Raw genomic sequence first — 23,368 nt, forward strand, 5'->3', positions numbered from 1 at the left:
CGATTTCCGCAAACCGGAAAATTGGACAGGATTTAGGTCAATGAACGGCGAAGTGTCGCAGAGGGGAGCTCACCAAAAAGCTGAACATAATCACTGGAGAAACGTCCCAGATGCCAGAAATGCCAGTGAAAAGCGACTTCGGTAACCGTCACATCACTGTCTTTGGGTCTAAGCAATTGGGCGCGTACCCGATTGAGTCTCAGCCGATAGAGATAGGCGTTAGGACTAATATCCAATACTTTTTTAAAGCAGTATTGCAGATTACGTTGACTGATTTTCAAATCGGTACAGATATCGACGATGCTGTGACAAGTGTGGCTCTCAAGCCCCGAATTTACATAGTTTATAGCCTGATTCACCAATTCACATGCTCGCCGCCGAGCAATCACATCTGGTGAGGTTGTTTCGTGTATCTGAGACGAATCTAAGGTTAATAACACCTGCTCCATAATCGAAGAGGCAACGTATTCTTCACGCCGGGTAAGACCTTCGGTTGAATGTAAAACAGAGTTTTCATAAAGGTGGTCGGTAAAACGATCTAAATATCGACGGTCAATAGCATCAAAAAGCAGTAGATTGTCAGGCGTATTTTCCCAACGTTGTGGGTTAATGGCTCTGGCCGATTCCAGCAGGGCCGATTCTTCAAACCGAAAATAGACGGTTTCTACATCGGCACCGACCTGAATATCCAGCTCGGCATTGCATGGAAGAAAAAATAAGGCATTTTTAAACGCGTTATATTCAGAAAACCGCAGGGAAGTGTCTGAAGAGCGAACAAAAGAAATGGTGCAGAGTTTGGCATCCATGATGCCACGTTTATGAACGGTACAATTTTGCTGCTCAAAAACAACTCTGACATCCTGGTTGCCTAATTCTTTAATTCGCCCTTGATAATCACCAGAAGAAATTTGAGCTATTTCCAATGGTAACCAGTCTTGTGCTGCCTGTTGTTCAGAGACATCACTTAAGTGTTCATCACGATAGAAAGCATGTTGTTTTGACAACATTATTTTAGGTTTCTCGATAGATTCTTTTAAAGATTTTTAAATGAATATACCGTACTTTTATTAATTCTATGAATATTGGTCCCATCTTTAAGGTAAAAAGCTGCGTTCCCACGCGGACCATGGGAACGAGGTTTTTGAAAAATAGAGCTCTTTTAGAACAGCAGTTTGATACCGACTGAAGCTATCCAGTCTTCTTCGCTCTCATCAGCATTTCGGGCGATAGACGCCGTTCGGCCAAATTTGCGTTCGTATTTCAGATCCAGATAAGGCACGACTTTACGGGTGATTTCATAAAACAGTTTGAAGCCGATTTCACCCTCGCTTAAGCCCCGGCCTAATTCCTGACGTTCAACATTCTGGGCAGTAAAGTCCAGTTGATAGTAGGGTTCAAAGCCAAACCGCTGGGTGAACAGCAGATGGTTTTTCTGTTTCAGCCGGGCACTGACATCACCGTAATCACTGATGAAGAAATGCGCCTGCGTTTCAAACAGGTAAGGTGCCAGACCATTAAAGCCCAACGTTAGATAGCGGGTCGATTCTGGTTGGGTATCCACACGCAGACCCAGTTGAGCATCCCAGAAGTCGTGCACATTTCGGCTGTACAACGCCCAGACTTCGCTTTGTTCCAGCTTGCCTTTGTGACCTTCCAGTTCACCTTTCAGCCAGAGCTTGTGATAGTCCCCGCCGATCCAGCCATCCCATTCAACATGGGTTTTATCACCTTCACTGCCACCGCCATGTTGGGCTTCAAACCATAAGGCATGAAAGATTTGCGATTCATGCTCGTGCCCATGCCCATCATAATTATCATCGGCATGGCTGCTGGAGATAAACAGACTCAGCACGAGGATGAAAAACAGATTGGTTTTAGTGATGATCATGATGACCTCCCATCTCTTGTAGTGCTGGTGGAGCAGCTGGTAAATCATCTTCGTCATACTCAGCAACCACTACGGAAGACATCATGCCAGCAGACATGTGATAGAGCAGGTGACAGTGAAATGCCCATTCACCGGGTTCATCCGCTGTCAGTAATACCGAATACTCTGTGCCAGGTGCGACATTTACCGTGTGTTTGTTGGGTAGTTTTTCACCGGGTTGACCGTTTTCCAGCTGCACAAACATGCCATGTAAATGCATTGGATGCGCCATCATGGTTTCGTTTTTAAAGATCAGCCTGACCCGTTCACCATAGTTAAGTTTGATCGGTTCAAAGCCCGGATCGCCATATTTATGGCCATTTAACGTCCAGATAAAGCGTTCCATGGTGCCGCCTAATTTGACCACAATTTCCCTTTCGGCAGGACGCAGATCATCTTGAGTGCCCAGTGATCTTAAATCACTATATTGCAACGCTTTGTGACCTTCTGGCGTACTGGCATCGGCCCAGCCACTTTGCATTTCAGCGGGTTCATCTTCCTGCATCGCCTGATGATCATCGCCGTGCATATCGTGTCCACTATGATCCATCGAATCAGTCTGGCTCATCTGATGATCGCCGTGATCCATATCGTGGCCCATATCAGCCATGGTTAATAATGAACGGGGCCGGTGTGCTGGCACCATTCCTTTCATGCCTGTTCGTGGGGCGAGCGTACCCAAAGCAAATCCGGTACGGTCTATAGATTCCGCTGCAATGGTGTAAGCCTGATCCGCCTCCGGCGTCACAATCACATCATAGGTTTCGGCCACGGCAAAACGGAATTCATCTACGGTGACCGGCTCGATGTACTGACCATCAGCTTGAATCACGGTCATTTGCAAACCCGGAATCCTTACGTCATACATCGACATGGCCGAAGCATTGATAAAGCGCAATCGCACACGTTCACCGGGTTTGAAAAGTCCCGTCCAGTTTTGTTCGTTGGTTTGACCATTGACCAGAAACGCATCGTAACGCACATCGGCCAGATCGGTGGGTGACATCCGCATCTCTCCCCAAGGGCGAACATCTTGCCAGGCGGAAGCTAAACCTTGCTCGCGAACTTCACTGAAAAAGTCGCCGACAGTACGTTGTGAATAATTGTAGTAGTGCGGGCTTTTTTTCAGATTGTTGAAAATCTGCTGACCGATTTCATTGCTGAAATCCGACAATAACACCACATAATCCCGATCAGCTTGAACCACCGGTTCATCTTTGGGGTAAATCACCAACGCCCCGTAATGCCCATCCTGTTCTTGTGTACCGCTATGAGCGTGATACCAGTATGTGCCGTTTTGACGCAGGGTAAAACGATAGGTAAACGTTTCACCGGCTTTGATGGCTTCATAACCACCCAGGCCCGGTACACCGTCCATTTCAGGCGGCAGCAATAAGCCATGCCAATGCACAGATGTTGGCTCATCCAGTTTATTTACCACATGGATAACCGCTTCATCACCTTCGGTGAATTCCAGTATCGGGCCGGGAATACCACCGTTAATAGTGATTCTTTCGACGGTTTTGCCCGTAATATTGACCGGTTCACGATCAATGACCAAGGTATATTCGGTCACATCCGCTATGGCGGAGAAGGGTAATAATACGGCTGAAATAGCGATCAGCCAGCGTGTAAATTGTTTCATGAGATCTATCCTCAACGTGTTTCGATTGGGTATCGGACGATACCCGCTACAACGGGAGGATTAGCTGCGGGGAGGGCGTTCTAGTTTGGTAGGAGATTGACGAACAAGCTGCTCAGCAGCAATGGCCAAGCGACTTTGTGAATAGAGTGAAGCAGTAAAAACAGATTGAAAACCTAAAACACCGGATGCATGACAATTGGCTGTTGCACAATGACAATGATCACTGGCGCAATGCGAATTGGCATCGTGTTTTACTTGAGGTTCAGCATCGGAATCACAATCATGCTGTTGCTGACTCATTTCATGATGCACAGCCATATCATTATTTTCTGCATGCGCAGCAGGCATCAGCATCGACAGCATAAACAAGCCGATAAGCAAATAATGAAAAAGAGACTGTGGTTTTGTCATTAACTAAATACCAATAAGTAACGTTTGGTTAGACACAGAATAAGCGAAAAGTTTTTTTGATGCCAAAATTCTAGAGAGAAAAAAGCAGAGGTTAACTTCTTAATGCAGTTTGACTCCGTTGCGCAACGCGCTACACTATGGCGCATGATCAAGTCTTTTAAGCACAAGGGATTGAAGCGCTACTACGAGACAGGGAGCATGCGTGGTATTCAGGTGAATCATGCCAAGCGGCTCAGAATGCAGGTGGCAGCTTTGGATACTGCAATGGAGATTGATGATCTCGATATACCTGGGTACGGGTTACACCAACTTAAGGGCGATAGAAAAGGGATATGGGCCATAACCGTCAGCGGTAATTGGCGACTGACTTTTGAGTTCTCGGATGGAAATGCGTACCTACTTGATTATGAGGATTACCACTAATGACTATGCACAACCCTCCACATCCTGGTGAGTTCATCATGGCAACCTATATGGAGCCTTATGGGCTAAGTTGTCGCTATCTAGCAGAGCAACTGGACGTCTCTCCCTCTACTTTAAATCGAGTTTTAAAGCAGCAGAGCGGAGTAAGCCCCGAAATGGCACTGCGCCTGTCAAAATCGCTTGGCCGAACTCCCCAGAGTTGGCTTGCCATGCAAGATGCCTATGACCTTTGGCAGGCAGGCAAGAGTATCAAGCTGGATAGAGTTCACAAGGTTGAACTAACAGCTGCATAACCATCAAAACCAAGTAAATCGATCTTATTGGGTTCATGCTCTTTTACGAGCCGTTTATAGGATAATCGATTTAACCTCAATCATATCGCCGACGGCCATTACGCCTTAGAGTTTGTCTTAACAAGTAATTCACGACAACAATAGGTTGAATGTTGGTATGAGTGACCCGATAAAAACAACTGATAGCGAGCAAACGTCAGATCCTGACATTGTCCAGACAGAAGGCGAGAGCGTTGATCAATCTCCAATAAACCCAAAGAAACGAATCATACGATCGTGGTTACTTTTTGGTCTGTTAGCTTTATTAGTTATTCTTCTGGTTGTGCGTGATGACGTAAGACAAAACGCAGCAGAAAGCAGCGAAAATGCACTCCATTACATTGCCTTTGATGTATTAGGCTGGTCTCCAAGAGATCTGTTTATCTGGCGTTTACGAATGGCGGGGTTGTTGGATAGCCCATTGGGGCAACGTTGGATAGAGGCTGTAAATCGAGCGGGCGAGCAACCCGTGCAAGCTGGCGGTCAATTCCGCACAACAGAATCCTTTACGAGTGATGAAGTTGAGGCACATGTTTATCAGGTATCGCTTGAGCGAGGCGAAAAGCTGATATGGCAATTTTCACGTCTGGATAATGCTGAAAGTAGGCTTTACGCCAGCCTGGAGCGTCGTGAAAAAAACGACCAACAATGGTCAACCATCACGGAACTGGATGCAGATGACACAACCAACAGTCAGGTGGTATCCAAAGCGGGTGCCTACCGCATCGTTCTGCAACCAGAGTTATTTGCCAATGCAGAATATTCACTGGCAATGGCCAATGGCGGTTCATTACCATTCCCAGTAGAGGGAGCAGGCCAACGGGATATTGGTAGTGCCTTCGGTGTGGAGCGCGATGGCGGTGCCCGAAAACATCACGGCGTGGATATCTTTGCAGAAAGGGGAACACCAGTTACAGCGGTTATTGATGGTTATGTCCGAACCGGAACAGGCGCTAGAGGTGGTGAACATGTCTGGCTATCAGGCAGCATGATTGGATTCGGCAGTGCTCGTTATTATTACGCCCATCTGGATTCATTCGCGGTTGAGTCCGGCGACAGGGTTAAAAGAGGCGACATACTTGGATACGTTGGCAACACCGGCAACGCTATCACCACGCCACCACATCTTCACTTTGGGATTTACTCAGGCGGCCCAGTTGATCCAGCACCGTTTCTTAAGCCAGAGCCGGAATTACCTGCTCTCTGAGCATCTGAATATTCAGCTAATTATGATTAATTAACTCCAAATAAGTTACTGAATTTGCATGCCATTTAAATCTGTGAAATATTCAATCCAAGACATCTGCAATGGATTGGAAAAATGAAAATAAAGTCATTTGGATTACAAGGATTTCGAGGTTATTCAAGTCGAATCAATGTTGAATTTCCCAATTTGCGAGTATTGGTCGGAAAAAACGACATCGGTAAATCAACTATTCTTGAAGCACTGGATATATTTTTTAACGATGGTAAGGGAAGCGTAAAGCTAGATAAAGAGGATATCAATAAAGCTAATCTGTTGACGGGCGATAACACTATCGAAATCTCTGTAGAGTTTGAAGACTTACCATCCAAGATTGTTATTGATTCATCAAACGAAACCACACTATCAGCTGAGTATTTGCTAACACCATCCAATACGCTGAAGGTGATAAAGCGTTATCCAAATGCGGGAGCAGCAAAAGTTTATATCAAAGCAAACCATCCAAATGCGGATGGATGCAAAGAGCTACTACTTAAGAAAAACGCTGATTTAAAAAAGATATTAAACGATCAATCTTTAGTGTGTGCAGACAAAACCAAAAACTCTGAGTTGCGAAAAGCTATATGGCTTGGTCAAGCTGATTTGCAGTTAGAAGAAACCGAGATAGAGGTGGCAAAAATTGACTCAAAAAATATTTGGGATCAATTGAAAGCTTACATGCCTCTTTATACGCTATTCCAATCTGACAGGAAGAATAGCGATGGAGACAGTGAGGTGCAAGATCCAATGCGCCTGGCTGTGAAGGAAATTTTAGGAGATCCAGGAATACAAGCGGATTTGGCTAAGATTGCGGACACTGTAAAGTCAAGGCTTGACGAAGTAGCCAGACAAACGCTTGTTAAGCTCAGCGAAATGAATCCAGATATTGCATCCTCCTTGAATCCCCAAATACCAGATTCAGGAACACTGAAGTGGGGTGATGTTTTCAAAAGTGTTGCCATTTCTGGTGATAACGAAATCCCTATTAACAAAAGAGGAAGTGGTGTTAAGCGGCTAATATTGATAAGTTTTTTTCGTGCTGAGGCGGAAAGACGGCAACGCGAGGCGGGTTTACCAAGCGTTGTTTATGCAATTGAAGAGCCTGAGACATCTCAGCATCCAGACCACCAACGTGCCTTGATAGACGCCTTAGTTGCATTATCGGATGTGCCACGTACACAAATTATCCTCACCTCGCACAGCCCCGAAATCGTAAAGCGTTTAAAGTTTGAAAATATTCTCTTAATAACCGGCCAAGACTCAGCTTCAATACGACAAGTGCAAGAGCATGAGCTTCCTTATCCCAGTTTGAACGAAGTCAATTATGTGGCTTTTGGTGAACCATCGTTTGAGTATCACAATGAACTTTATGGCTATATTGAGTCACAGGGAGCACTTGAAGCATATAAAGCTGGAAAACCAACTGTTGCTTATAATCGGTTAAACCGTAATGGAACCACCACACCACTACAAATAATCTTAACCGAGTATGTGCGCCATCAAATACACCATCCTGAAAACACCAGTAATCCTAAATTCACAGACGCCCAGCTAAATCAATCTATTGAGGATATGCGAATGCATATCCAGGCAAATCCTTGATCGGAGAAAAGCACATAATAAGCGGCTGTCGCCAAAGGACCAAAAGGGGCGGGGACCAAAAGGGTCAGAGTCAATTGAAATCCATCCGGCTATCAGTGATAAAGTCGTCATAAAAAACTAGTATCAATAAGATAGCTCACCATCTACAAATATATATCGAATGAGGTGCAAACATGGATGAATTAAAACAGAAAATCGCATTATTTATTGATGCTGATAATGCGCCCGCGAGTAAGTTTGAAGATGTTCTGAGCGAGGTCGCAAACTATGGTGTGGTTACCATTCGTAAAGCCTATGGCAATTGGAAGTCGCCTACGCTCAAGGCTTGGGAAGATCTGTTGCATGAATATGCCATTCAACCCATCCAGCAATATGATTTAACCAAGGGTAAAAATGCGTCTGATATCGCATTGGTGATTGATGCGATGGATGTGATGTATACCAAGCAAATTGATGTGATGTGTTTTGTGTCATCGGATTGTGATTTTACGCCGATGGTGACTAGAGCTTTAGCGGAAGGGAAGGTTGTGCTGGGGTTCGGTGAGCGGAAGACACCATCGGCATTTGTTAACGCCTGCTCTAAGTTTCTTTTTCTGGATCAAGAAAAAGAAGTCACCAAAACAGCGGTTAAACCCAAGAACATCAAATCCGATACCAAACTGATTCATTTGCTACGGCAGGCCATCGAGGCAACCGAAGACGAAGACGGCTGGGCGGCGCTGGGGCCGGTTGGTTCTAACATCTCGAACAAGACGTCATTTGATACTCGAAACTATGGCTTTAAAAACCTCAGCAGCCTGTTTAAAGCGATTGATTTATTTGAATTAAAACGTGGCCCAGGTAATTCGTTTTTAGTACGCAATGTTCGCAATAAGTAAATGCCATTTGTGGCTATGGCCTGAATAAGACCAGGTTTCTTTTATGTTGTTTTTCCAAAAAATGTTTATGAAATTGATCATCCCAATTGTTTTCTCTCTGGGGTTATCGGGAGTGATATTGCCTTCCTGGGCGGATGAGGCCACCGAGTACAAAATCGAGCAGATGAAAGACAATGTGTATCGTTTTTCGGCGGGTCATTATCATTCGATATTTGTGGTAACCGATGCGGGGATTCTCGTCACCGACCCAATTAATGATGCCGCGGCGAGCTATTTAAAAAAGGAATTGGCTAAGCGGTTTACTGTGCCGATTCGCTATCTGGTATACAGCCATAATCACATTGACCATACCATGGGCGGCCATATTCTTGCCAACAGGGATATTCGGGTGGTGGCACATGAATTTGCTGCAGAAGATTTGCAATGGACAAAAGCGCCAACCGCTTTACCAGATATCACGTTTCAGGATGCTAAGACCTTGCAACTGGGAGACAGTGAAATCCACCTGCAATATCACGGCCCAAACAATGGTCGTGGCTCAGTCAGTATGCGAGTTATGCCAGCCAATGTGCTGTTTGTGGTGGATTGGATTGTGCTTGGCCGAATGCCTTATCAGAATCTTTTAGGCTATGACATTCATGGCATGATTCATTCCACCCGGGAAGTGCTGGCGGCTGAACCGTTTGATTTATTTATCGGCGGACATGCTGATACCGGCACGCGCGAGGATGTGGAGCATTATCTTGGTTATCTGGAAGCGCTTTATGCAGCTGTGCGTGAGGGCATGCTGGCGGGGAAAACGCTTGAAACGCTTCAGGCTGAAATTCGCTTACCGGAATATGCGCATTTGCGGATGTATGATGAATGGCTGCCAATGAATATTGCCGGTGTTTATCAAACCCTGGTGGAGCAATCCTACTTTAATTTTCGACCGGATCTGAACGTTGAATTCTAGATCAGGAGTATCTGAGTAAACGTTACGAACTAAGGAACGTAACGAAATCAAAAGAGTAGGATGGCCACCACCCGTTATTTCATTTCTTTCACGGCAAGCCAGAATCAATTTTTACACTGTCTTTGAGATTAACACTCTGCATATTTTTAAGCTGTCATTGCCTTCTTACGTCGTAAACCCAAAAAGCCTAATAATGCCGGGCCAAATAAGAATAATGACGCTGGAACAGGCACTTCACTCACCGATTGACTGATTTCTAAATTGGCAAACGTATCACCAAACACCACATCAAAATTAAAGCCCATAAGGGATGGATAAATGATGCTATCAAAACTACCGACAATGCTGGCAAACGTTAAGAACTGAAATGTTCCTACTTGCACATTATCACCAATAAACTCAAAGGTTAGTAAACCGGCCAGAGAAGCCTCATGTGAAATATTAAAGATATCTGAACTGGTTTCATTAAACTCCACCACCATTGAACCGAATTCACCTTGAGTGTAATTGCCATTAATGGTCATCGTACCAATCGAGTTACCTGCATTTATGCTGGCATAGTTGTCAGAACTGGTGCCATTCACCGTGACATTGCTGTTAATGATGCCTGTACCAGATAAGCTACCGCCGTTGATATTGACACTGGTTTGAGTGATGACGCCGTTATTTATGGTTTGCCCAGCGGTTTGGGTGTAATTACCCACTGAACTGCCATTACCTCTTATGGTTGCTTTTTCATTGTTAATAAACACGCCCGTATTAATAATCTCGTTCATATTCTGAAGAGTACTATTATTGGTCATGACGCCATTATTGGTCACGGTGTCATTAATTGCATTGGAGAATACGTATTTATTCGTAAATGAACCATTATTAATTAACTTACCGGCATTAGTGAAGCGACCCTCATTGTTCATCGTGCCATCATTAATTAAAGTGGAATCGATATAGTTATTGAATCTACCCGCACTGGTATTAGTTAAGGTTCCCGTATTGGTCAGGGTTGCTCCTCTATAACTTGATAAAACACCTCTATTCGTGAGGGTATCTTGATTGGTTAACTGCCCGTAATTAGTCAATGTGCCTGAATTGTTAAACTCAGCCTGATTATCAATGAAGCCATCATTTTTCAAGCTACCACCGTTGTTGTATATATAGCCGGTGTTAGTGATGTGACCGCTTGCTGCATTATTTAAACCACTGACATGAGTAGTCAGACTGCCTGTATTTAACAGCACCCCATCATTTTTTAAATCACTGAATTTACCGTAAAAGGTACCATTATTTATAAAAGTCCCTTCGTTTGCTAAAACAGGATCTTTAACAAATGGCTGACCAATAACGGATAACTCATTATCATTTTGAAATTGTGTGCCCGTCACAATGGTTGTGGTGGCATCATCATTAATCGTTAAAGGTGATGTATTGACTCCAATTAAAACACTATCGGCACTTGCCGCAGTACTTAAAACGATTGATGAAATAAAAAATGTGCTGAGTACAGAACGTTTTAAAGATTGAGTTTGCATGTTCAAAGTCTCTTAAATCTATGCAACTCAGCCACCTTAACAACATCATCAAGGTCTGTAGTTTTCCGTCCTTAGTTCACACCAAGTTTGGCAATAATAAAATGGGCTATAGTCCAACCCAACCGAAATATGATGATATAGAGACGGATGACATGGCACTATCCGATTTTCGCAAAGAGATAAATTAATCATTTATCGAGAACACGGATAATCTTTATTAATTTTTTTGGATTAGAATCAGTCGGTTTTTATAAACCTAAGCCTGAATGATTAAAGGGGAGATTATGTTTACTTTTCGTTGCCTGCTTATATGACATTACAAGTCTGATATTCGATATCGGCCACATAAAGCCGTATCAATCGCAGCTAAAAAGTAATGATTTTAATTAAAGGCTCGATGTAATGTGGTGGAAGGCAACTCGCCAAATAATTGCAGATAATCCTTGGAAAAACGACCTAGATGCCAAAAATGCCAGTCACTGGCTAACTGCGTGACTGTCACACCGATATCAGCTGGTTTTAGAAGTTGTGCACGAACCCGGTTTAAACGTAATCGATACAAGTACGCATTGGGGGTGATTCCCATTGTTTTTTTAAAGTTATATTGCAGATTACGCTGGCTGATATGTAAATCTTTACAAATATCGATAATGGATGGACAAATCTGTCTCTCCAGGTTGGCGTGCATATAGTCTATTGCCTGCCTTACTGATTTTGCCGCCCGACGGCGAGACAGTACATCAGATGATTGTTCATCAAACACTAAAGATGAATCGAGAGAGAGCAAGACATATTCCATTACTGATAAATTAATATCTTTCTGCTGCTCATGCAGATTATCATCCGAACTCAGTGCCGAAAGCTGATATAAATAATCGGTAAAATCCTCTAGGGGTTCCCGGTTAATACCATCAAATACCAAAATACGGTCTGTCGGCATTTCCCAATATTTTGGGTTAATGACTCTTGCTGCTTCAATTAATTTAGACTGTTCGAATCTAAAATAGACCGTTTCAACACCGCTCGCTGCCTGAATATCGACTTCGACATTTGAAGGCAGAAAAAATAATGAATTATCGAAAGCATCGTACTCAGAGACCCGTACCTGATTTGCAATGCGTGCAAAAGAAACCGTACAGAAGTCCCGCTCAATAATGGCACGTTTGTGTATGACCTGATTTTGTTGTTCAAACACAACTCTGACATCATCATTACCCACTTCACGATAATGCCCACGAAAATTCCCTGCGGATAATTGCATTATCTCAATGGGCAACCAGTCTTGTGCCATCTGCTGTTCATAAGCATCGAACAAAGGCTGATCACGATAGACGGTGTGGTGTGTTGACGTCATTTTTAATGCATCAGCAAAGATATGAGAATGACCATGATAGTAAAACCATAAAATAATCAGTGAAAATGACTATACCTTATTCATTAACGTATTGGCATCTAAACAAAAATGAGCTTACTGGCTTGGTATTTGTTATCAAACAAACAAGCCTAATAGTTACCCACGGAGGCTTTTGAATACTATCTATATAAGGTTTTCGTACCTTGTCTCTATAAGCTTCAACTGCAATAAAGTTTTAAAATAAACGTATGACTTGATATTTTGTTTATGAAACATGTATCCGACAACTTGGTATTTTAGGAAAAATCTTATGCAACAAAATCGTGTGGATCCGTTAACCAATGGTGCGACGGCAGTTATTACCCATCAGGTTGCCAAGGATAAACATCCCGAATACGAAGCATGGTTAAATGAAATTGCTCCACATTGTAAAAGCTCGCCGGGGCATCTGGATCTGAACGTGATTCGGCCTATCGCAGGATTGACTGAAACGTATACGATTATTATTCGCTTTGATAACCAATCACATTTACGGGGCTGGATGGAATCGGCCAAACGCAGTGAGCTGATAGCCCAAGTTTCACCATTACTGGTGAAAGGCGATGATTTTTATATTAACAGCGGGCTGGATTTCTGGTTTACCCCGGAGCAGGCAAATACCAAAATTCCTATTCGTTGGAAACAGGCTTTGGTCACCTGGTCAGCTATCTATCCGCTGGTACTGATGTTGCCATTTTTGTTGCCACCCATTCACAGGTTGGGACTGCCTGATAATCATTATCTCGACACATTGATCATTACCGGTATTGCGGTTTTGCTAATGGTTTATGTGGTAATGCCGCGCTACACCAAATTAATTCACGCATGGCTGTTTCGAGGTTGTTAGGTTTAGAAAAAGGATCTTGAGATCAAGAGGCTTCAAATGCTGGCTATTTTACTCGAACCAGATGATTACCCCATCGGTACTATGAAATGACTTTAGAACGGAAGATTGCTGGGCTTTTTAAGCTTGATGATGACAACTGGATGAGGCACGCAAACCCCATTAGTGTTTGGACCCGATACTCTGTGCTTCCTGTTATCGTTCTCGCGTTCTGGAGTAGAGAGTGGATAGGCTGGTGGTGTTTGGTGCCAGGGCTGTCATCGCTTCTCTGGTTATTTTTCAATCCAATTCTTTTCAAAAAACCGAAATCTACCAAAAACTGGGCATCGAAGGCTGTTCTGGGCGAGCGTGTTTTTTTGAACCGGGATATTGTTCCAATACCGGATAGCCATAACACTCCGCTACACGGCATTCTTAATGGAATTTCGTTGATAGGCGTACTGGTATCGGTCTGGGCGACTGTTTATTTCTCAGTATGGGGCGCTGTATTAGGTGTTGCATTGGCTTATCTTGGCAAGAGCTGGTACCTGGACCGAATGGTCTGGCTATACGAAGATATGAAGGATAAAAACGAGCTTTATCGTAGCTGGGAATATTAGGGCTTGAATCAAGTCACGAGGTACACATTCCAGCTCCCTCATGAATCCTATTATGACGATTATCAATAACGCCAAAAACAAAATAAAACGAAATCTTCATTCCAAAAAACCAATAGAGATATCGCTTTTTTTCCTCAGCTCCATCTCACTGAATATTATTAAATCTCACTTTAGTTAATCTAATAAAAAAGCCATCCAACCCAAACTGTCTACCTAGCTGATCACTCCATCCTGTGCCGTTATGAAATGGTCGTTAAGACTTAAGTCATAAATTTTATTTATACCGAACATAAATATTTATGCCTTTTATTTATTGCCTCTCTGGTCTAGATTAAAAAAACCAGAAATGACTGGTCATCAGTGACACGCTTTTCCGCCTATGGAATTGCAAATCGAAAGGATGAATATTTTGGCATTACTAGATCTGGCAACAGCATGTAAACACATTGCTTTTACGGTTGGTCGAGGCGTCATTACTGGCATGTTGGACGCCTCGAACTCAACCAATGTAAAGGGTAAACCCCAACATCAGCCCGATATCATTACCAATGATATCCTGGTCGATGCCTTCTCGTGGACCGGCTACCTAGCCCGGAAATTGTATTCGTAACAAATACAAATTCGTTTCCCAATGTTCACCACCAAGGAGAAGGCTTAAATGTCGATTTCCCATCCGATTATTGCCGTTACCGGTTCGTCAGGAGCCGGTACTTCAACCGTAAAACATGCTTTTGAAGATATTTTTCGCCGGGCAAATATCAAACCCGTCGTTATTGAAGGCGATAGCTTTCACAAATATACCCGTGAAGAAATGCGTGCTGAAGTCATCAATGCTGAAGCAGAAGGCCGCTCGCTGACCCACTTCGGGCCGGAAGCAAACTGTCTGGATAAATTGGAAAAACTATTCCAAACCTACTCTGAAACTGGTCGTGGCGAAAAGCGTCACTACATTCATGATCAGTGTGAAGCCACCAGATATAACCAACCTCCCGGCACTTTTACCAAGTGGAAAGAAATCGATAATGACAGTGATTTACTGTTCTATGAGGGGTTGCATGGCGGTGTGGTGACTGATGAAGTCAATATTGCCCAGTATGCCGATCTGTTGATTGGTGTGGTGCCGGTTATCAATATCGAATGGATTCAGAAAATCAAACGTGACTGTGCCAACCGTGGCTATTCACAAGATGCCGTAGTAGACGTCATCCTCAAACGGATGCCAGATTATATTCACCATATAACACCACAATTTTCCCGCACCCATATCAACTTCCAGCGGGTGCCTCTCATTGATACGTCCAACCCTTTTGTGATGCGTGAAATACCGACCGCGGATGAAAGCCTGTGTGTGATCCGTTTCAAGAACCCGCAAGTGGCGGATTTTCCCTATTACCTGTCGATGCTGAAAGACTCGTTCATGTCACGTCCCAACAATATCGTGGTGCCTGGCGTCAAGATGGGCCTGGCGATGGAAATCATTCTGACACCGTTCGTCGAAAGGATAATGGAGAAACGCAAGCGAGGTTAAAGATGCTGTAACGGTCGATTGAGAGAACGTTTCAGATGGGAATGTTCTGATTATGAAACGATATGAATTTTTATCGACTGGATACTTACACACCAAAAAACCGATAGAAATAACGCAGTTTTTCCTGAGCTTCTTCCAGCGAAATCTGGGTAAATCTCACTTCGGTATGGGCTTGTTGCTGGGCCAGTAAAAAGGCATCAAGTACAAACAAGGTGCCAACTTTGGGATAGCCGCCCATGGTCTGACGATCTTTCAGCAAGATGATTGGCTGACCATCAGGGGGCAGTTGAATGGTGCCGTAGGGGATGCCTTCGGAAATAATGCCCTGCACATTAGGCATTATCGGTTCGCCTTCCAGCCTTATCCCCATGCGATCGCTTTGCGTCGAAATCCGATAGGTCCAGTGATAAAGCTTTTCCAGTTCGGCTTCGTCAAATTGATCAGTTTGTTCGTTAGGAATGACGCTGAGAATTAAAGAGCGCTGGTAATCAGGGATAAATAAGGGTGGTACATGTGTTGTCAGTTTTGGTTTGTGTTGACTGCATGGCAAAAAGTCATCGGCTTTTAACGGATTGCCGTAACCGTCAATGCCGCCGATTTTTTCTCGCATGACCGTCGCGACAGAGCCAAAGCTGGGCTGCAATTCAAAACCATCCTGTATTGCCAGGTAGCTGCGTATTCCTGAAGAGGCATGGGCAAAACTCAGTTTATCTCCCACCATGAGGGTATGCGTCTGCCAGTTATCAATGGGTTGGTTATTGAGAGTGGCGTTCATTTCGGCGCCGGTTATGGCAATAGTGGTATTAGCTAATACTTCAAGTTGTAAACCACCAAAACATATCTCCAACGCAGGACTGTTAGACCGGTTATTAAGTAAGCGGTTTGCCCATAAAAAAGCATGTTCATCGGCAGCACCGCCGGGGGAGAGTCCGATATGTTGATAGGCAAAGCGTCCCAAATCCTGTACCAGCGTTAAAATGCCGGGTTTGAGCACTTTTAAACCTGGCTGCGTCATTCGAGCTGGCCTCCTGCCAACAGAAATTCGGCTTTGCTGACCGAGACAAATTTCACTCTGTCACCGGGACGCACCGGGCATAATTTCGGGCTGTGACGATCAAACATTTTCATCGTCGTACGTCCCAGAATATTCCAGCCACCAGGTGTACTGATCGGATAAACCGCTGTTTGTTGATCGGCAATGGCAACTGAACCAGCTGCAACATGAGGCCGTGGTGTTGTCAGTCTTGGTGTGGCGAGTTGGTCGGATACATTGCCCATATAAGCAAAGCCAGGTGCAAAGCCAATGGCAAAGATTTGATAAATGGTTTCACTATGCCGTTGAATAACGTCATCAATGCTGATTTGATGATACTCGGCAACATGTTGTAAATCAGGCCCCACCTCGGGGTGATACCACACCGGAATCTCAACCAGATTACCCATTTCGGTCGGGCTGATATTCAAGTTGGCGAGATGCTGCTGAATTTTATCCTGAATACTGGGGAAGTCATTCTTGCGGGGATCATAACAAAGCATCAGGGTGGTATAGCTTGGTACAAGTCCACGAATTTCTTCCTGAAATTCTTTTTGCAGGCGTTTGGTGGCGGCACGAATGATGGGGACCAGATCCGTATTTATCTGATCACCAAACCGGATTAACACGGCATCCGGTCCAGCATGTTCAATATGAAACTCGAGTTTCATCAGCAGCGATATAGTTTGTTGAAGGAGTTGCGGATATGTCGAACAGCCTTAACCGATTCAGCGTTATCACCATGTACACATAATGTGTCGGCATCAAGCTTTAATCGCTGACCATTTCGGCTGATGACGCTACCTTCGGTGGCCAGCAATAACGCCTGTTCAAGGATTTGCTGTTCTGAATGATAAACAGCGCCTTCCTGAGTGCGGGGGCGCAGTTGGCCGTTATTCTCATAGGCACGATCAGCATAGGCTTCGAATAGTAATTTGATACCAAACTCTGCAGCAATCGATTCAGTTTTACGATTATCAGTGGAGGCCAGCACCATCAAGGGCAAGTTGCTATCGTAAGAGGTAATGGCCTCAAGTACTGCACGCAGAATATCGGGATCTCGCATCATATCGTTGTAGAGCGCGCCATGTGGTTTGACATATTCAACACGAGAATCATGTGCCCGGCAGATGCCATCCAAAGCGCCAATCTGATATTGCACCATGGAAATAATTTCCAGTGGTGTGCATTGCATGCTGCGACGGCCAAAGCCAATCAAATCGGGATAACTTGGATGGGCGCCAATTTGTGTTTTGGCTTGTTTCGCCAACAGGACAGTTCGGGTCATGGTGACTGGATCAGAAGCATGAAAACCACAGGCGATATTGGCCATATCCACCAAGGGCATAATCTGTTCATCCATCCCCATAGACCACGGCCCGAGACTCTCGCCCATATCACAGTTCAATAGCAGTTTTTTGATTGGGAGTTGGCGTTGGTTCATGGTTCAGTTGGTTCAGTAAATGAAACGGTAGGTAAAGGATACACCCTTATTTTAACGACAGTAATTTGTCTTGGTTAGCAGTAACATTCAATAGCAGGTATGCTTATTTAGAGGAATGGTTCCTGTGACACGAACTTATAAAAACCTTAAATGTCACAGGTTTTATTCGTTTGGCAGCAGCCTCAAATAATAAGACTAAACCAGCGTGAGTGAGTGCTGTGTGTATGTTAGCCAAACGTTTGCAGACCCTAAGCAGCGAAATAGCAAAGGGTTATATAAATGGAGAGAGTAGTAGACGTCCACCAGACGGTACTGTTTTCTGTTCGAAATAATTAATAATAATTGAGGGCAGGTGCTTATGGTATCTAACGATCTAAATAATAGCTCGACGCCTAACTGGGCCAGTATTCTTGGCGTAGTGGCGATCATGCTTGGTGTCTTTCTGACAGCAATGCATGGCACAGAGCTGATGAAACAATCTGTATTGACTTCAAATATGCCGGCATCGGGCGAAATGCCTGCGGCTGATTGTCCTTTAGGCGAACTTGATGAAGAAGGTATCACGCTGGAGCAGTGTGAATTCCTTGTTGATTACGTTCAAGGTGTTGCACAGGCGACCCCAGAGGGATTCCCGGGCACGATGATGACTCTGGCATTAATCGGTACCTTACTTGCGTTTGCATCAGTGATTATCGGTGGCGCTTTAGTGAACTATACCTCATGGTCTTCCATGGCAGCAGTGGTGGTATTTGCAGGACTGGCAATAGTTGATCTGCTGCAGTTTGCAACTGTGGTGAACGCGGGACCTATTTTGCGAGGCATGTATCTTTGGAGCATCCTGCTGTGGTTCATTCTGCATTTGATGTTACTGGTCGGAGCTCTTGCTGGTCGACATACCGAAGCGGCACGAATTGCCTGATTCTCACAAATAATTAATTGGAAGACATTATGCAAAGACAAGGTTTTAACAGAGCGGTCGTCGTCCTTCACTGGTTGCTGGCCGTATCCATCTTTTTTCTCTTCATTTCCAGCTGGTGGATGATGGGGCTACCTTTACCGTCTGAGGAGCTTCAATTCCGGGCTTTCCCGTTTCAATTGCACAAAAACATCGGCTTGACGCTGGTGGTACTGCTGATTGTGATGCTTTACATGCGATTTAAATATCCACCGGCTCCACCGTCGGCACAGGATATGACGCCGTGGATGCATAAATCAGCGATTCTGGCGCACATTGCCATTTACGGTCTGATCTTTTTTGTCTGTATCAGTGGTTATCTCTCTTCGGCGCATACCAAGTGGGATACCGTAGTGTGGTGGTCATTTACCTTGCCACGCATTGCTGAAGCCAACGAAGATATGAATGAATTCTGGGGTGAGTTACACACTTACTCAGCATGGATTCTGTTGGCATTAGTTGCTGTGCATGTCAGTGGGGCGATTTACCATTCGTACCGAAATGACGGCATTATCAGACGCATGATGCGTTGGTAAGAATTGCTGTAATGCAAAAATTGAAGGGCCGCTTTGCGGCCCTTTTTTTTGTAACCGCCGACAGGGATTTTCATTGTCGGCGTAAGTTTTCAAGCAATGTCTGGTGAAATTTATCAGGCGCCTGAATTTGTGGCGAATGCCCCAACTCTTTAAAAGTGATCAAAGTGGCATTCGGTATTTGATCAGCCACTTGCTGACTGATTTTTGGGTAGTTACCCAGCTCAGATTGTTTGTCTTTTGGTGCCAGGTTTTTACCAACCGCTGTATTATCCTGTTCGCCTATCAGCAATAAAGTTGGCACCTGCAGATTTTTAAATTCATACACTACTGGCTGAGTCAGAATCATGTCGTAGGTCAACGCTGAGTTCCAGGCGACAATTTCCTTTCCCGGGCCACGAAACATGCCGGCCTGCATTTCCACCCACTGATCGTATTCAGGCTGCCAGGTCCCTGCGTAATAGGTATTTTTTTGATAATTACGAATGCTCTCTGCATTGGTTTTCAGAGCATTTTGATACCAGCCATCGATTTCACGGTAGGGCACCCCTTTAGCCAGCCAGTCCTCAAGGCCTATGGGATTTACCATCACTAACTGCTGAACCTTGTCAGGATTTAGCAAAGCATGACGAGTGGCCAGCATACCGCCCATTGAATGGCCCATAACCGAGTAACGCTCAACAGCTAAATAATCAAGTAAAGCGCTGGTGTTGGCGGATAATTGATGAAAGCTGAATTGATAGTGCTCAGGTTTACTCGATTTACAGAAGCCGACTTGATCCGGTGCGATAACACGATAGCCATTCTCTGTCAGAAATTGAATAGTGCCTTCCCAAGTGGCTGCGCAGAAGTTTTTACCATGCAGCAGCACCATTGTCTGACCATTGGGTGTTTCAGGCTGAATATCCAGAAAGGCCATCTCAAGTGACTGACCTTGTGAATCAAACTGGAAATAGTCAACGGCAAACGGATACTCAAAACCTTCCAGCCTCGGACCGTAATTATGTTCCGTGGCCAGAACCGGCAGGGTGAACATCATCAAAGCGATGCAAAGCAGGCGAGACATAAACATTTTCTCCATAAACAAGCCCAAACGATGATGGTGATGGTTTTATTACGACTCTAGCTGCTTATAGCTGTGGCTATCAAACCAATTATCCAGCCAATCAAAGCAATCATAAGGACTAAAATGCTCAGTAATACGGCAATAAAGATAATATTCTCGATCAGCGATTTACGATAAACTTGTTGGGGTTGTTGCTGATATTTATCCAAAAGTGCTGCATTACGTTTATTGGCTTTCCAGACAAAATCAAACACATCGCCAGCAACCGGAATAGCACCTAATACGGTGTCAATCATCATATTAATGACCATTCTGCCCAGAATCATTCGTGGTACGCCTATTTGGTGAGCTTTGTAGATGATAACGCTGGATAACAGCCCGCCTATAAAATCGCCGATGCCAGGAATCAGACCAATAAAGCCGTCTAGCCCGATTTTATAGCCACCCGGAAGGGTAATGCTCTCATCGAGAAACCAACTTAAACGTTCGACAAAGCGACTTTTTGTTTTCATGATTCGATATCCTTATTTTAGTCTTGTTGATAATACGCATATTTTAACGGGGGTTTAAGCTTGACCAGTTCACCATCAACTTCTGCTACTTCAATAAAGGTTGCTGTTCAGCTGCTGTTCTCATGCAGTAAAGTGGTTAGCATACTGTAATTCAATTGCCAGTCTGCCATCTTTTCCGACCGCCGCAATCTGGGAAAGAACTTGTTATTTCAGGCACTCACGCGGTAATTACCTTATCTGCACAGCCAGCTTATTTATTAACAAACTCTGTCAATGAGTCGGGCCACTGATTACTGTTCATACCAACCATCGCTCTGTTTAATAAATGATTGCTTGGTGAGATAGGTAAAATCACCCTTTGACCAGTGATAGCGAGAAATCAGTATATTGCTCGGATCACCCTCTAGTAGATTAAAACTGTTGGGGAATCCCGGTAATAAACGGTCGGAAGTCGTTGTTCCGGCATGAGAGACAATAATGCCACCGTGAACATGGCAATAATCCAGATGTACATGGCCACTAAGAATGATATCCGGGCCATTGGCCTGAAAAGCTTGGATAGCTTGTTCAGATCGACCAATCAAGCCACGATGTTGATGCCCGGTAGGTAACCAGAAAGGATGATGTGCCACCAGAATCTTGATTTGCTGGGGTGAGGCGGATTCAAAAAACGCAGCGATCCGTTTGATTTGCTGGGCATTGATACGTCCTTGGGACCAATCCAGCGAATTGCCTACTCTTCTGGCCGTGTTGATACCGATGACTTTATATGTCTCTGTTTCAGTTGTTGGTTCCAAATCTGCAGCAATAAAGCGTTGCCATTTTTTCCAGGGGTAGAGAAACCGTTCATGCAGTCGGTAAGTACTTAAATCATGATTGCCGGGGATAATTAAATAAGGGGCAGAAAGCCTTTCAAGAAAATTAGCGGCCTGAATAAACTCGCTGGTTTTAGCTCGCTGTGTCAGATCCCCACTGATGATAATCAGCTCTGGGGACAATTCAGTTATTTTCTTTTCGAGTGCCGATATCACTTCGGGTATCAACCGGCCAAAATGTAAATCCGAAATATGTAAAATTCGTTTCATACACAACCTCTGGCTGGTGGCGGGGGGCTATTAAGACATTGCTTAACACCTGACATTTTTAATTGTCCTGACTTCTGCCTTCCTAAGCCTTAATGTAAAGCAATATCATCGCAAGAAGTTATTTAAGTACTTGTCTTTTATGGAAAAATAACTTAAAAGGAAAGTTGGAATTATTTCCAGCGAATTTCAAGGAGGGGGGGATGAAACAGCTTAAAAGGGTTATTTTCACCGTTTTTTGTTTTAGTTTTATGACGACAGTTCAGGCCAATGATTTCGATATCGTCGGCCTGAAATTAGGTATGACCTTTGAAGAAGTAGAAAAGACGCTGCTTGATTATGGCGCGAAACCGGAAAGTATCCAGCAGCAACATCAATATTTTCAATACCACGACGGCGCTGAACTCCACAAAACAGAGACTTTTCTGCATAGCGTGACGGCTGGAAAAGAGGTGATGGGGGAAAAAGGCCGGGATCAGGATAGCTTCATTGTGAATTTTTCGTCGCCACCGGAACAGTCTCGGGTTGTGGCGATTACTCGAATTGTCACAACACGTAATAATCCCACGACAGTAGGCCAATACATGGCGGCCCTTAACGATAAATATGGAGAAGCTCAGACGATAGGGAGTCGTCTTGTCTGGTGGTTTCCAGAGGGGAAGCAGAGTTGTTATTCCGCCACCAATCTGGTGATGTCGCCAGATATTGATCAGATTATGAAAAGTATTTTTTTGTCGAGTGGGAACCGATATTTTCTGGATAGATTTCAAAATACCAAACTCACCAGTGTTGATGATTGTGCAGGCTATCTTGTATACGAATTGGGCATGTTACAGCCAGATGCACCAGCCAATAGAGTCACTGCCACCATGATTGATGCACCAACGTGGGTGAAAGCTAACCTGAAATCCATGGAATGGGTTGAGCAGCTGCAAACCGAAGCCACTGAAGCCAGACTTGCTGGCAGTAGTAAACCTACTTTATAAGGAACAAGCAGATGAAAAAAATACTTATTATTAGCCTACTTTCTCTTTGGATGACAGCCTGTGGTTCAGGGCTGGAAGGCACTTATGCTGATGATATTGGCATCTATAACTACACCTTTGAACCGAATGGCAAAGTGATGATTCGTGAAAAAGGACAGATGCAGGAATATGAATATCACGTTGATGGTGACCAGGTATTCATTGAGTTGAGCGAAGAGGATGAGGAAGTCCTGGTGATTAACGATGATGGTTCGCTGTCACCTAAAGGCTTGAAAAATGTTTATTTGATCAAGCAGGAATGAGTTCGGTCATTTAATATTGCACTCTTAAAAAGGCGCTTTTTTGCGCCTTTTTCTGTTTAATCATCTGGAGTTTTTTATCAATTTCCGTTTAGCTAAACTGCTTGGTTTTATTCTTTTAAGTTGGATAAATTGATATTGACTCTCAA

The 23,368-nt window shown here is 44.1% G+C and carries 26 protein-coding genes and 1 riboswitch; of the genes, 14 read left to right on the forward strand and 12 right to left on the reverse strand.

Annotated elements, in window-relative coordinates; genetic code table 11:
* Positions 1-32: 32 nt before the first annotated feature.
* The 4 genes from B3S93_RS04060 to B3S93_RS04075 all read right to left on the reverse strand — a co-directional run bounded on the left by B3S93_RS04060 (position 33) and on the right by B3S93_RS04075 (position 3,983).
* Positions 33-1,007: a helix-turn-helix domain-containing protein gene (locus B3S93_RS04060; protein WP_292399818.1), complete on the reverse strand. Its 975-nt coding sequence runs from the start codon at positions 1,005-1,007 to the stop codon at positions 33-35.
* A gap of 152 nt (positions 1,008-1,159) precedes the next feature.
* A complete protein-coding gene (locus B3S93_RS04065) occupies positions 1,160-1,888 on the reverse strand; it encodes a copper resistance protein B (RefSeq protein ID WP_292399815.1) in 729 nt (242 codons plus the stop codon).
* Positions 1,875-3,572: a copper resistance system multicopper oxidase gene (locus B3S93_RS04070; RefSeq protein WP_292399812.1), complete on the reverse strand. Its 1,698-nt coding sequence runs from the start codon at positions 3,570-3,572 to the stop codon at positions 1,875-1,877. The genes B3S93_RS04065 and B3S93_RS04070 overlap by 14 nt, the downstream gene beginning before the upstream one ends.
* A 60-nt stretch (positions 3,573-3,632) precedes the next feature.
* Entirely contained in the window at positions 3,633-3,983 is a 351-nt protein-coding gene (locus B3S93_RS04075; protein WP_292399810.1) for a hypothetical protein, read from the reverse strand.
* 144 nt (positions 3,984-4,127) lie between these two features.
* On the opposite strand from B3S93_RS04075, the gene B3S93_RS04080 reads away from it, so the two are divergent.
* The 6 genes from B3S93_RS04080 (at position 4,128) to B3S93_RS04105 (ending at position 9,416) form a co-directional block, all read left to right on the forward strand.
* Positions 4,128-4,406: a type II toxin-antitoxin system RelE/ParE family toxin gene (locus tag B3S93_RS04080; RefSeq protein WP_292400588.1), complete on the forward strand. Its 279-nt coding sequence runs from the start codon at positions 4,128-4,130 to the stop codon at positions 4,404-4,406.
* Positions 4,406-4,699, forward strand: coding sequence for a HigA family addiction module antitoxin (locus B3S93_RS04085; protein ID WP_292399807.1), 294 nt, complete (start codon positions 4,406-4,408; stop codon positions 4,697-4,699). Before B3S93_RS04080 ends, B3S93_RS04085 begins: the two co-directional genes overlap by 1 nt.
* Before the next feature lie 157 nt (positions 4,700-4,856).
* Positions 4,857-5,945: a M23 family metallopeptidase gene (locus B3S93_RS04090; protein WP_292399804.1), complete on the forward strand. Its 1,089-nt coding sequence runs from the start codon at positions 4,857-4,859 to the stop codon at positions 5,943-5,945.
* A 114-nt stretch (positions 5,946-6,059) separates the two neighbouring features.
* Positions 6,060-7,583, forward strand: a complete 1,524-nt coding sequence (locus tag B3S93_RS04095; protein WP_292399801.1) for an ATP-binding protein — start codon at positions 6,060-6,062, stop codon at positions 7,581-7,583.
* 173 nt (positions 7,584-7,756) lie between these two features.
* The gene (locus B3S93_RS04100; RefSeq protein WP_292399799.1) at positions 7,757-8,461 is read left to right on the forward strand and encodes an NYN domain-containing protein; all 705 of its coding nucleotides are present in this window, start codon (positions 7,757-7,759) and stop codon (positions 8,459-8,461) included.
* Between the two features lie 67 nt (positions 8,462-8,528).
* The gene (locus B3S93_RS04105; protein ID WP_292399796.1) at positions 8,529-9,416 is read left to right on the forward strand and encodes an MBL fold metallo-hydrolase; all 888 of its coding nucleotides are present in this window, start codon (positions 8,529-8,531) and stop codon (positions 9,414-9,416) included.
* 146 nt (positions 9,417-9,562) lie between these two features.
* On the opposite strand, the gene B3S93_RS04110 is transcribed toward B3S93_RS04105, so the two are convergent.
* Together B3S93_RS04110 and B3S93_RS04115 are read right to left on the reverse strand one after the other, a co-directional pair.
* Positions 9,563-10,945 carry a PEP-CTERM sorting domain-containing protein gene (locus B3S93_RS04110; RefSeq protein WP_292399793.1) on the reverse strand — a complete coding sequence of 461 codons (1,383 nt, stop codon included), beginning with the start codon at positions 10,943-10,945 and terminating at the stop codon, positions 9,563-9,565.
* An 18-nt stretch (positions 10,946-10,963) separates the two neighbouring features.
* Positions 10,964-11,047: riboswitch (cyclic di-GMP riboswitch) on the reverse strand.
* A 280-nt stretch (positions 11,048-11,327) separates the two neighbouring features.
* Positions 11,328-12,299, reverse strand: a complete 972-nt coding sequence (locus B3S93_RS04115) for a helix-turn-helix domain-containing protein (RefSeq protein WP_292399790.1) — start codon at positions 12,297-12,299, stop codon at positions 11,328-11,330.
* Positions 12,300-12,609: 310 nt separating this feature from the next.
* On the opposite strand from B3S93_RS04115, the gene B3S93_RS04120 reads away from it, so the two are divergent.
* The 4 genes from B3S93_RS04120 to B3S93_RS04135 all read left to right on the forward strand — a co-directional run bounded on the left by B3S93_RS04120 (position 12,610) and on the right by B3S93_RS04135 (position 15,309).
* Positions 12,610-13,185, forward strand: a complete 576-nt coding sequence (locus B3S93_RS04120) for an antibiotic biosynthesis monooxygenase (protein ID WP_292399787.1) — start codon at positions 12,610-12,612, stop codon at positions 13,183-13,185.
* 86 nt (positions 13,186-13,271) lie between these two features.
* Positions 13,272-13,781, forward strand: a complete 510-nt coding sequence (locus B3S93_RS15585; RefSeq protein ID WP_292399784.1) for a DUF6653 family protein — start codon at positions 13,272-13,274, stop codon at positions 13,779-13,781.
* 409 nt (positions 13,782-14,190) lie between these two features.
* On the forward strand, positions 14,191-14,391 hold the full coding sequence (locus B3S93_RS04130) for a hypothetical protein (RefSeq protein WP_292399781.1): 201 nt from the start codon (positions 14,191-14,193) through the stop codon (positions 14,389-14,391).
* 48 nt (positions 14,392-14,439) lie between these two features.
* Positions 14,440-15,309, forward strand: coding sequence for a phosphoribulokinase (locus B3S93_RS04135; protein ID WP_292399778.1), 870 nt, complete (start codon positions 14,440-14,442; stop codon positions 15,307-15,309).
* Positions 15,310-15,394: 85 nt separating this feature from the next.
* On the opposite strand, the gene B3S93_RS04140 is transcribed toward B3S93_RS04135, so the two are convergent.
* The 3 genes from B3S93_RS04140 to B3S93_RS04150 are packed head-to-tail and all read right to left on the reverse strand — an operon-like array spanning position 15,395 to position 17,786.
* Positions 15,395-16,324, reverse strand: coding sequence for a biotin-dependent carboxyltransferase family protein (locus B3S93_RS04140; protein WP_292399775.1), 930 nt, complete (start codon positions 16,322-16,324; stop codon positions 15,395-15,397).
* Complete coding sequence (pxpB, locus tag B3S93_RS04145; RefSeq protein ID WP_292399771.1) at positions 16,321-17,013, reverse strand: 5-oxoprolinase subunit PxpB; 693 nt, start codon at positions 17,011-17,013, stop codon at positions 16,321-16,323. Before pxpB ends, B3S93_RS04140 begins: the two co-directional genes overlap by 4 nt.
* Positions 17,013-17,786 carry a 5-oxoprolinase subunit PxpA gene (locus B3S93_RS04150; protein WP_292399768.1) on the reverse strand — a complete coding sequence of 258 codons (774 nt, stop codon included), beginning with the start codon at positions 17,784-17,786 and terminating at the stop codon, positions 17,013-17,015. Before B3S93_RS04150 ends, pxpB begins: the two co-directional genes overlap by 1 nt.
* A gap of 358 nt (positions 17,787-18,144) precedes the next feature.
* Between B3S93_RS04150 and B3S93_RS04155 the strand changes: the two genes are divergently transcribed.
* A complete protein-coding gene (locus B3S93_RS04155; RefSeq protein ID WP_292399765.1) occupies positions 18,145-18,705 on the forward strand; it encodes a hypothetical protein in 561 nt (186 codons plus the stop codon).
* A 29-nt stretch (positions 18,706-18,734) separates the two neighbouring features.
* Positions 18,735-19,277, forward strand: a complete 543-nt coding sequence (locus B3S93_RS04160; RefSeq protein WP_292399762.1) for a cytochrome b — start codon at positions 18,735-18,737, stop codon at positions 19,275-19,277.
* Between the two features lie 70 nt (positions 19,278-19,347).
* Here B3S93_RS04160 and B3S93_RS04165 read toward each other — a convergent pair whose 3' ends face one another.
* The 3 genes from B3S93_RS04165 to B3S93_RS04175 form a co-directional block, all read right to left on the reverse strand.
* Entirely contained in the window at positions 19,348-20,340 is a 993-nt protein-coding gene (locus B3S93_RS04165; protein WP_292399759.1) for an alpha/beta fold hydrolase, read from the reverse strand.
* A gap of 56 nt (positions 20,341-20,396) precedes the next feature.
* Entirely contained in the window at positions 20,397-20,852 is a 456-nt protein-coding gene (locus B3S93_RS04170) for a DUF4112 domain-containing protein (protein WP_292399756.1), read from the reverse strand.
* Between the two features lie 290 nt (positions 20,853-21,142).
* The gene (locus tag B3S93_RS04175; RefSeq protein WP_292399753.1) at positions 21,143-21,937 is read right to left on the reverse strand and encodes a metallophosphoesterase family protein; all 795 of its coding nucleotides are present in this window, start codon (positions 21,935-21,937) and stop codon (positions 21,143-21,145) included.
* Positions 21,938-22,137: 200 nt separating this feature from the next.
* Here B3S93_RS04175 and B3S93_RS04180 point away from each other — a divergent pair, with 200 nt between their 5' ends.
* Together B3S93_RS04180 and B3S93_RS04185 are read left to right on the forward strand one after the other, a co-directional pair.
* Positions 22,138-22,920: a hypothetical protein gene (locus B3S93_RS04180; RefSeq protein WP_292399751.1), complete on the forward strand. Its 783-nt coding sequence runs from the start codon at positions 22,138-22,140 to the stop codon at positions 22,918-22,920.
* Positions 22,921-22,931: 11 nt separating this feature from the next.
* The gene (locus B3S93_RS04185) at positions 22,932-23,222 is read left to right on the forward strand and encodes a hypothetical protein (RefSeq protein WP_292399748.1); all 291 of its coding nucleotides are present in this window, start codon (positions 22,932-22,934) and stop codon (positions 23,220-23,222) included.
* The last annotated feature ends 146 nt before the right edge of the window (positions 23,223-23,368 follow it).

The organism is Methylophaga sp. UBA3613, from assembly GCF_002375415.1.
Classification (GTDB): domain Bacteria; phylum Pseudomonadota; class Gammaproteobacteria; order Nitrosococcales; family Methylophagaceae; genus Methylophaga.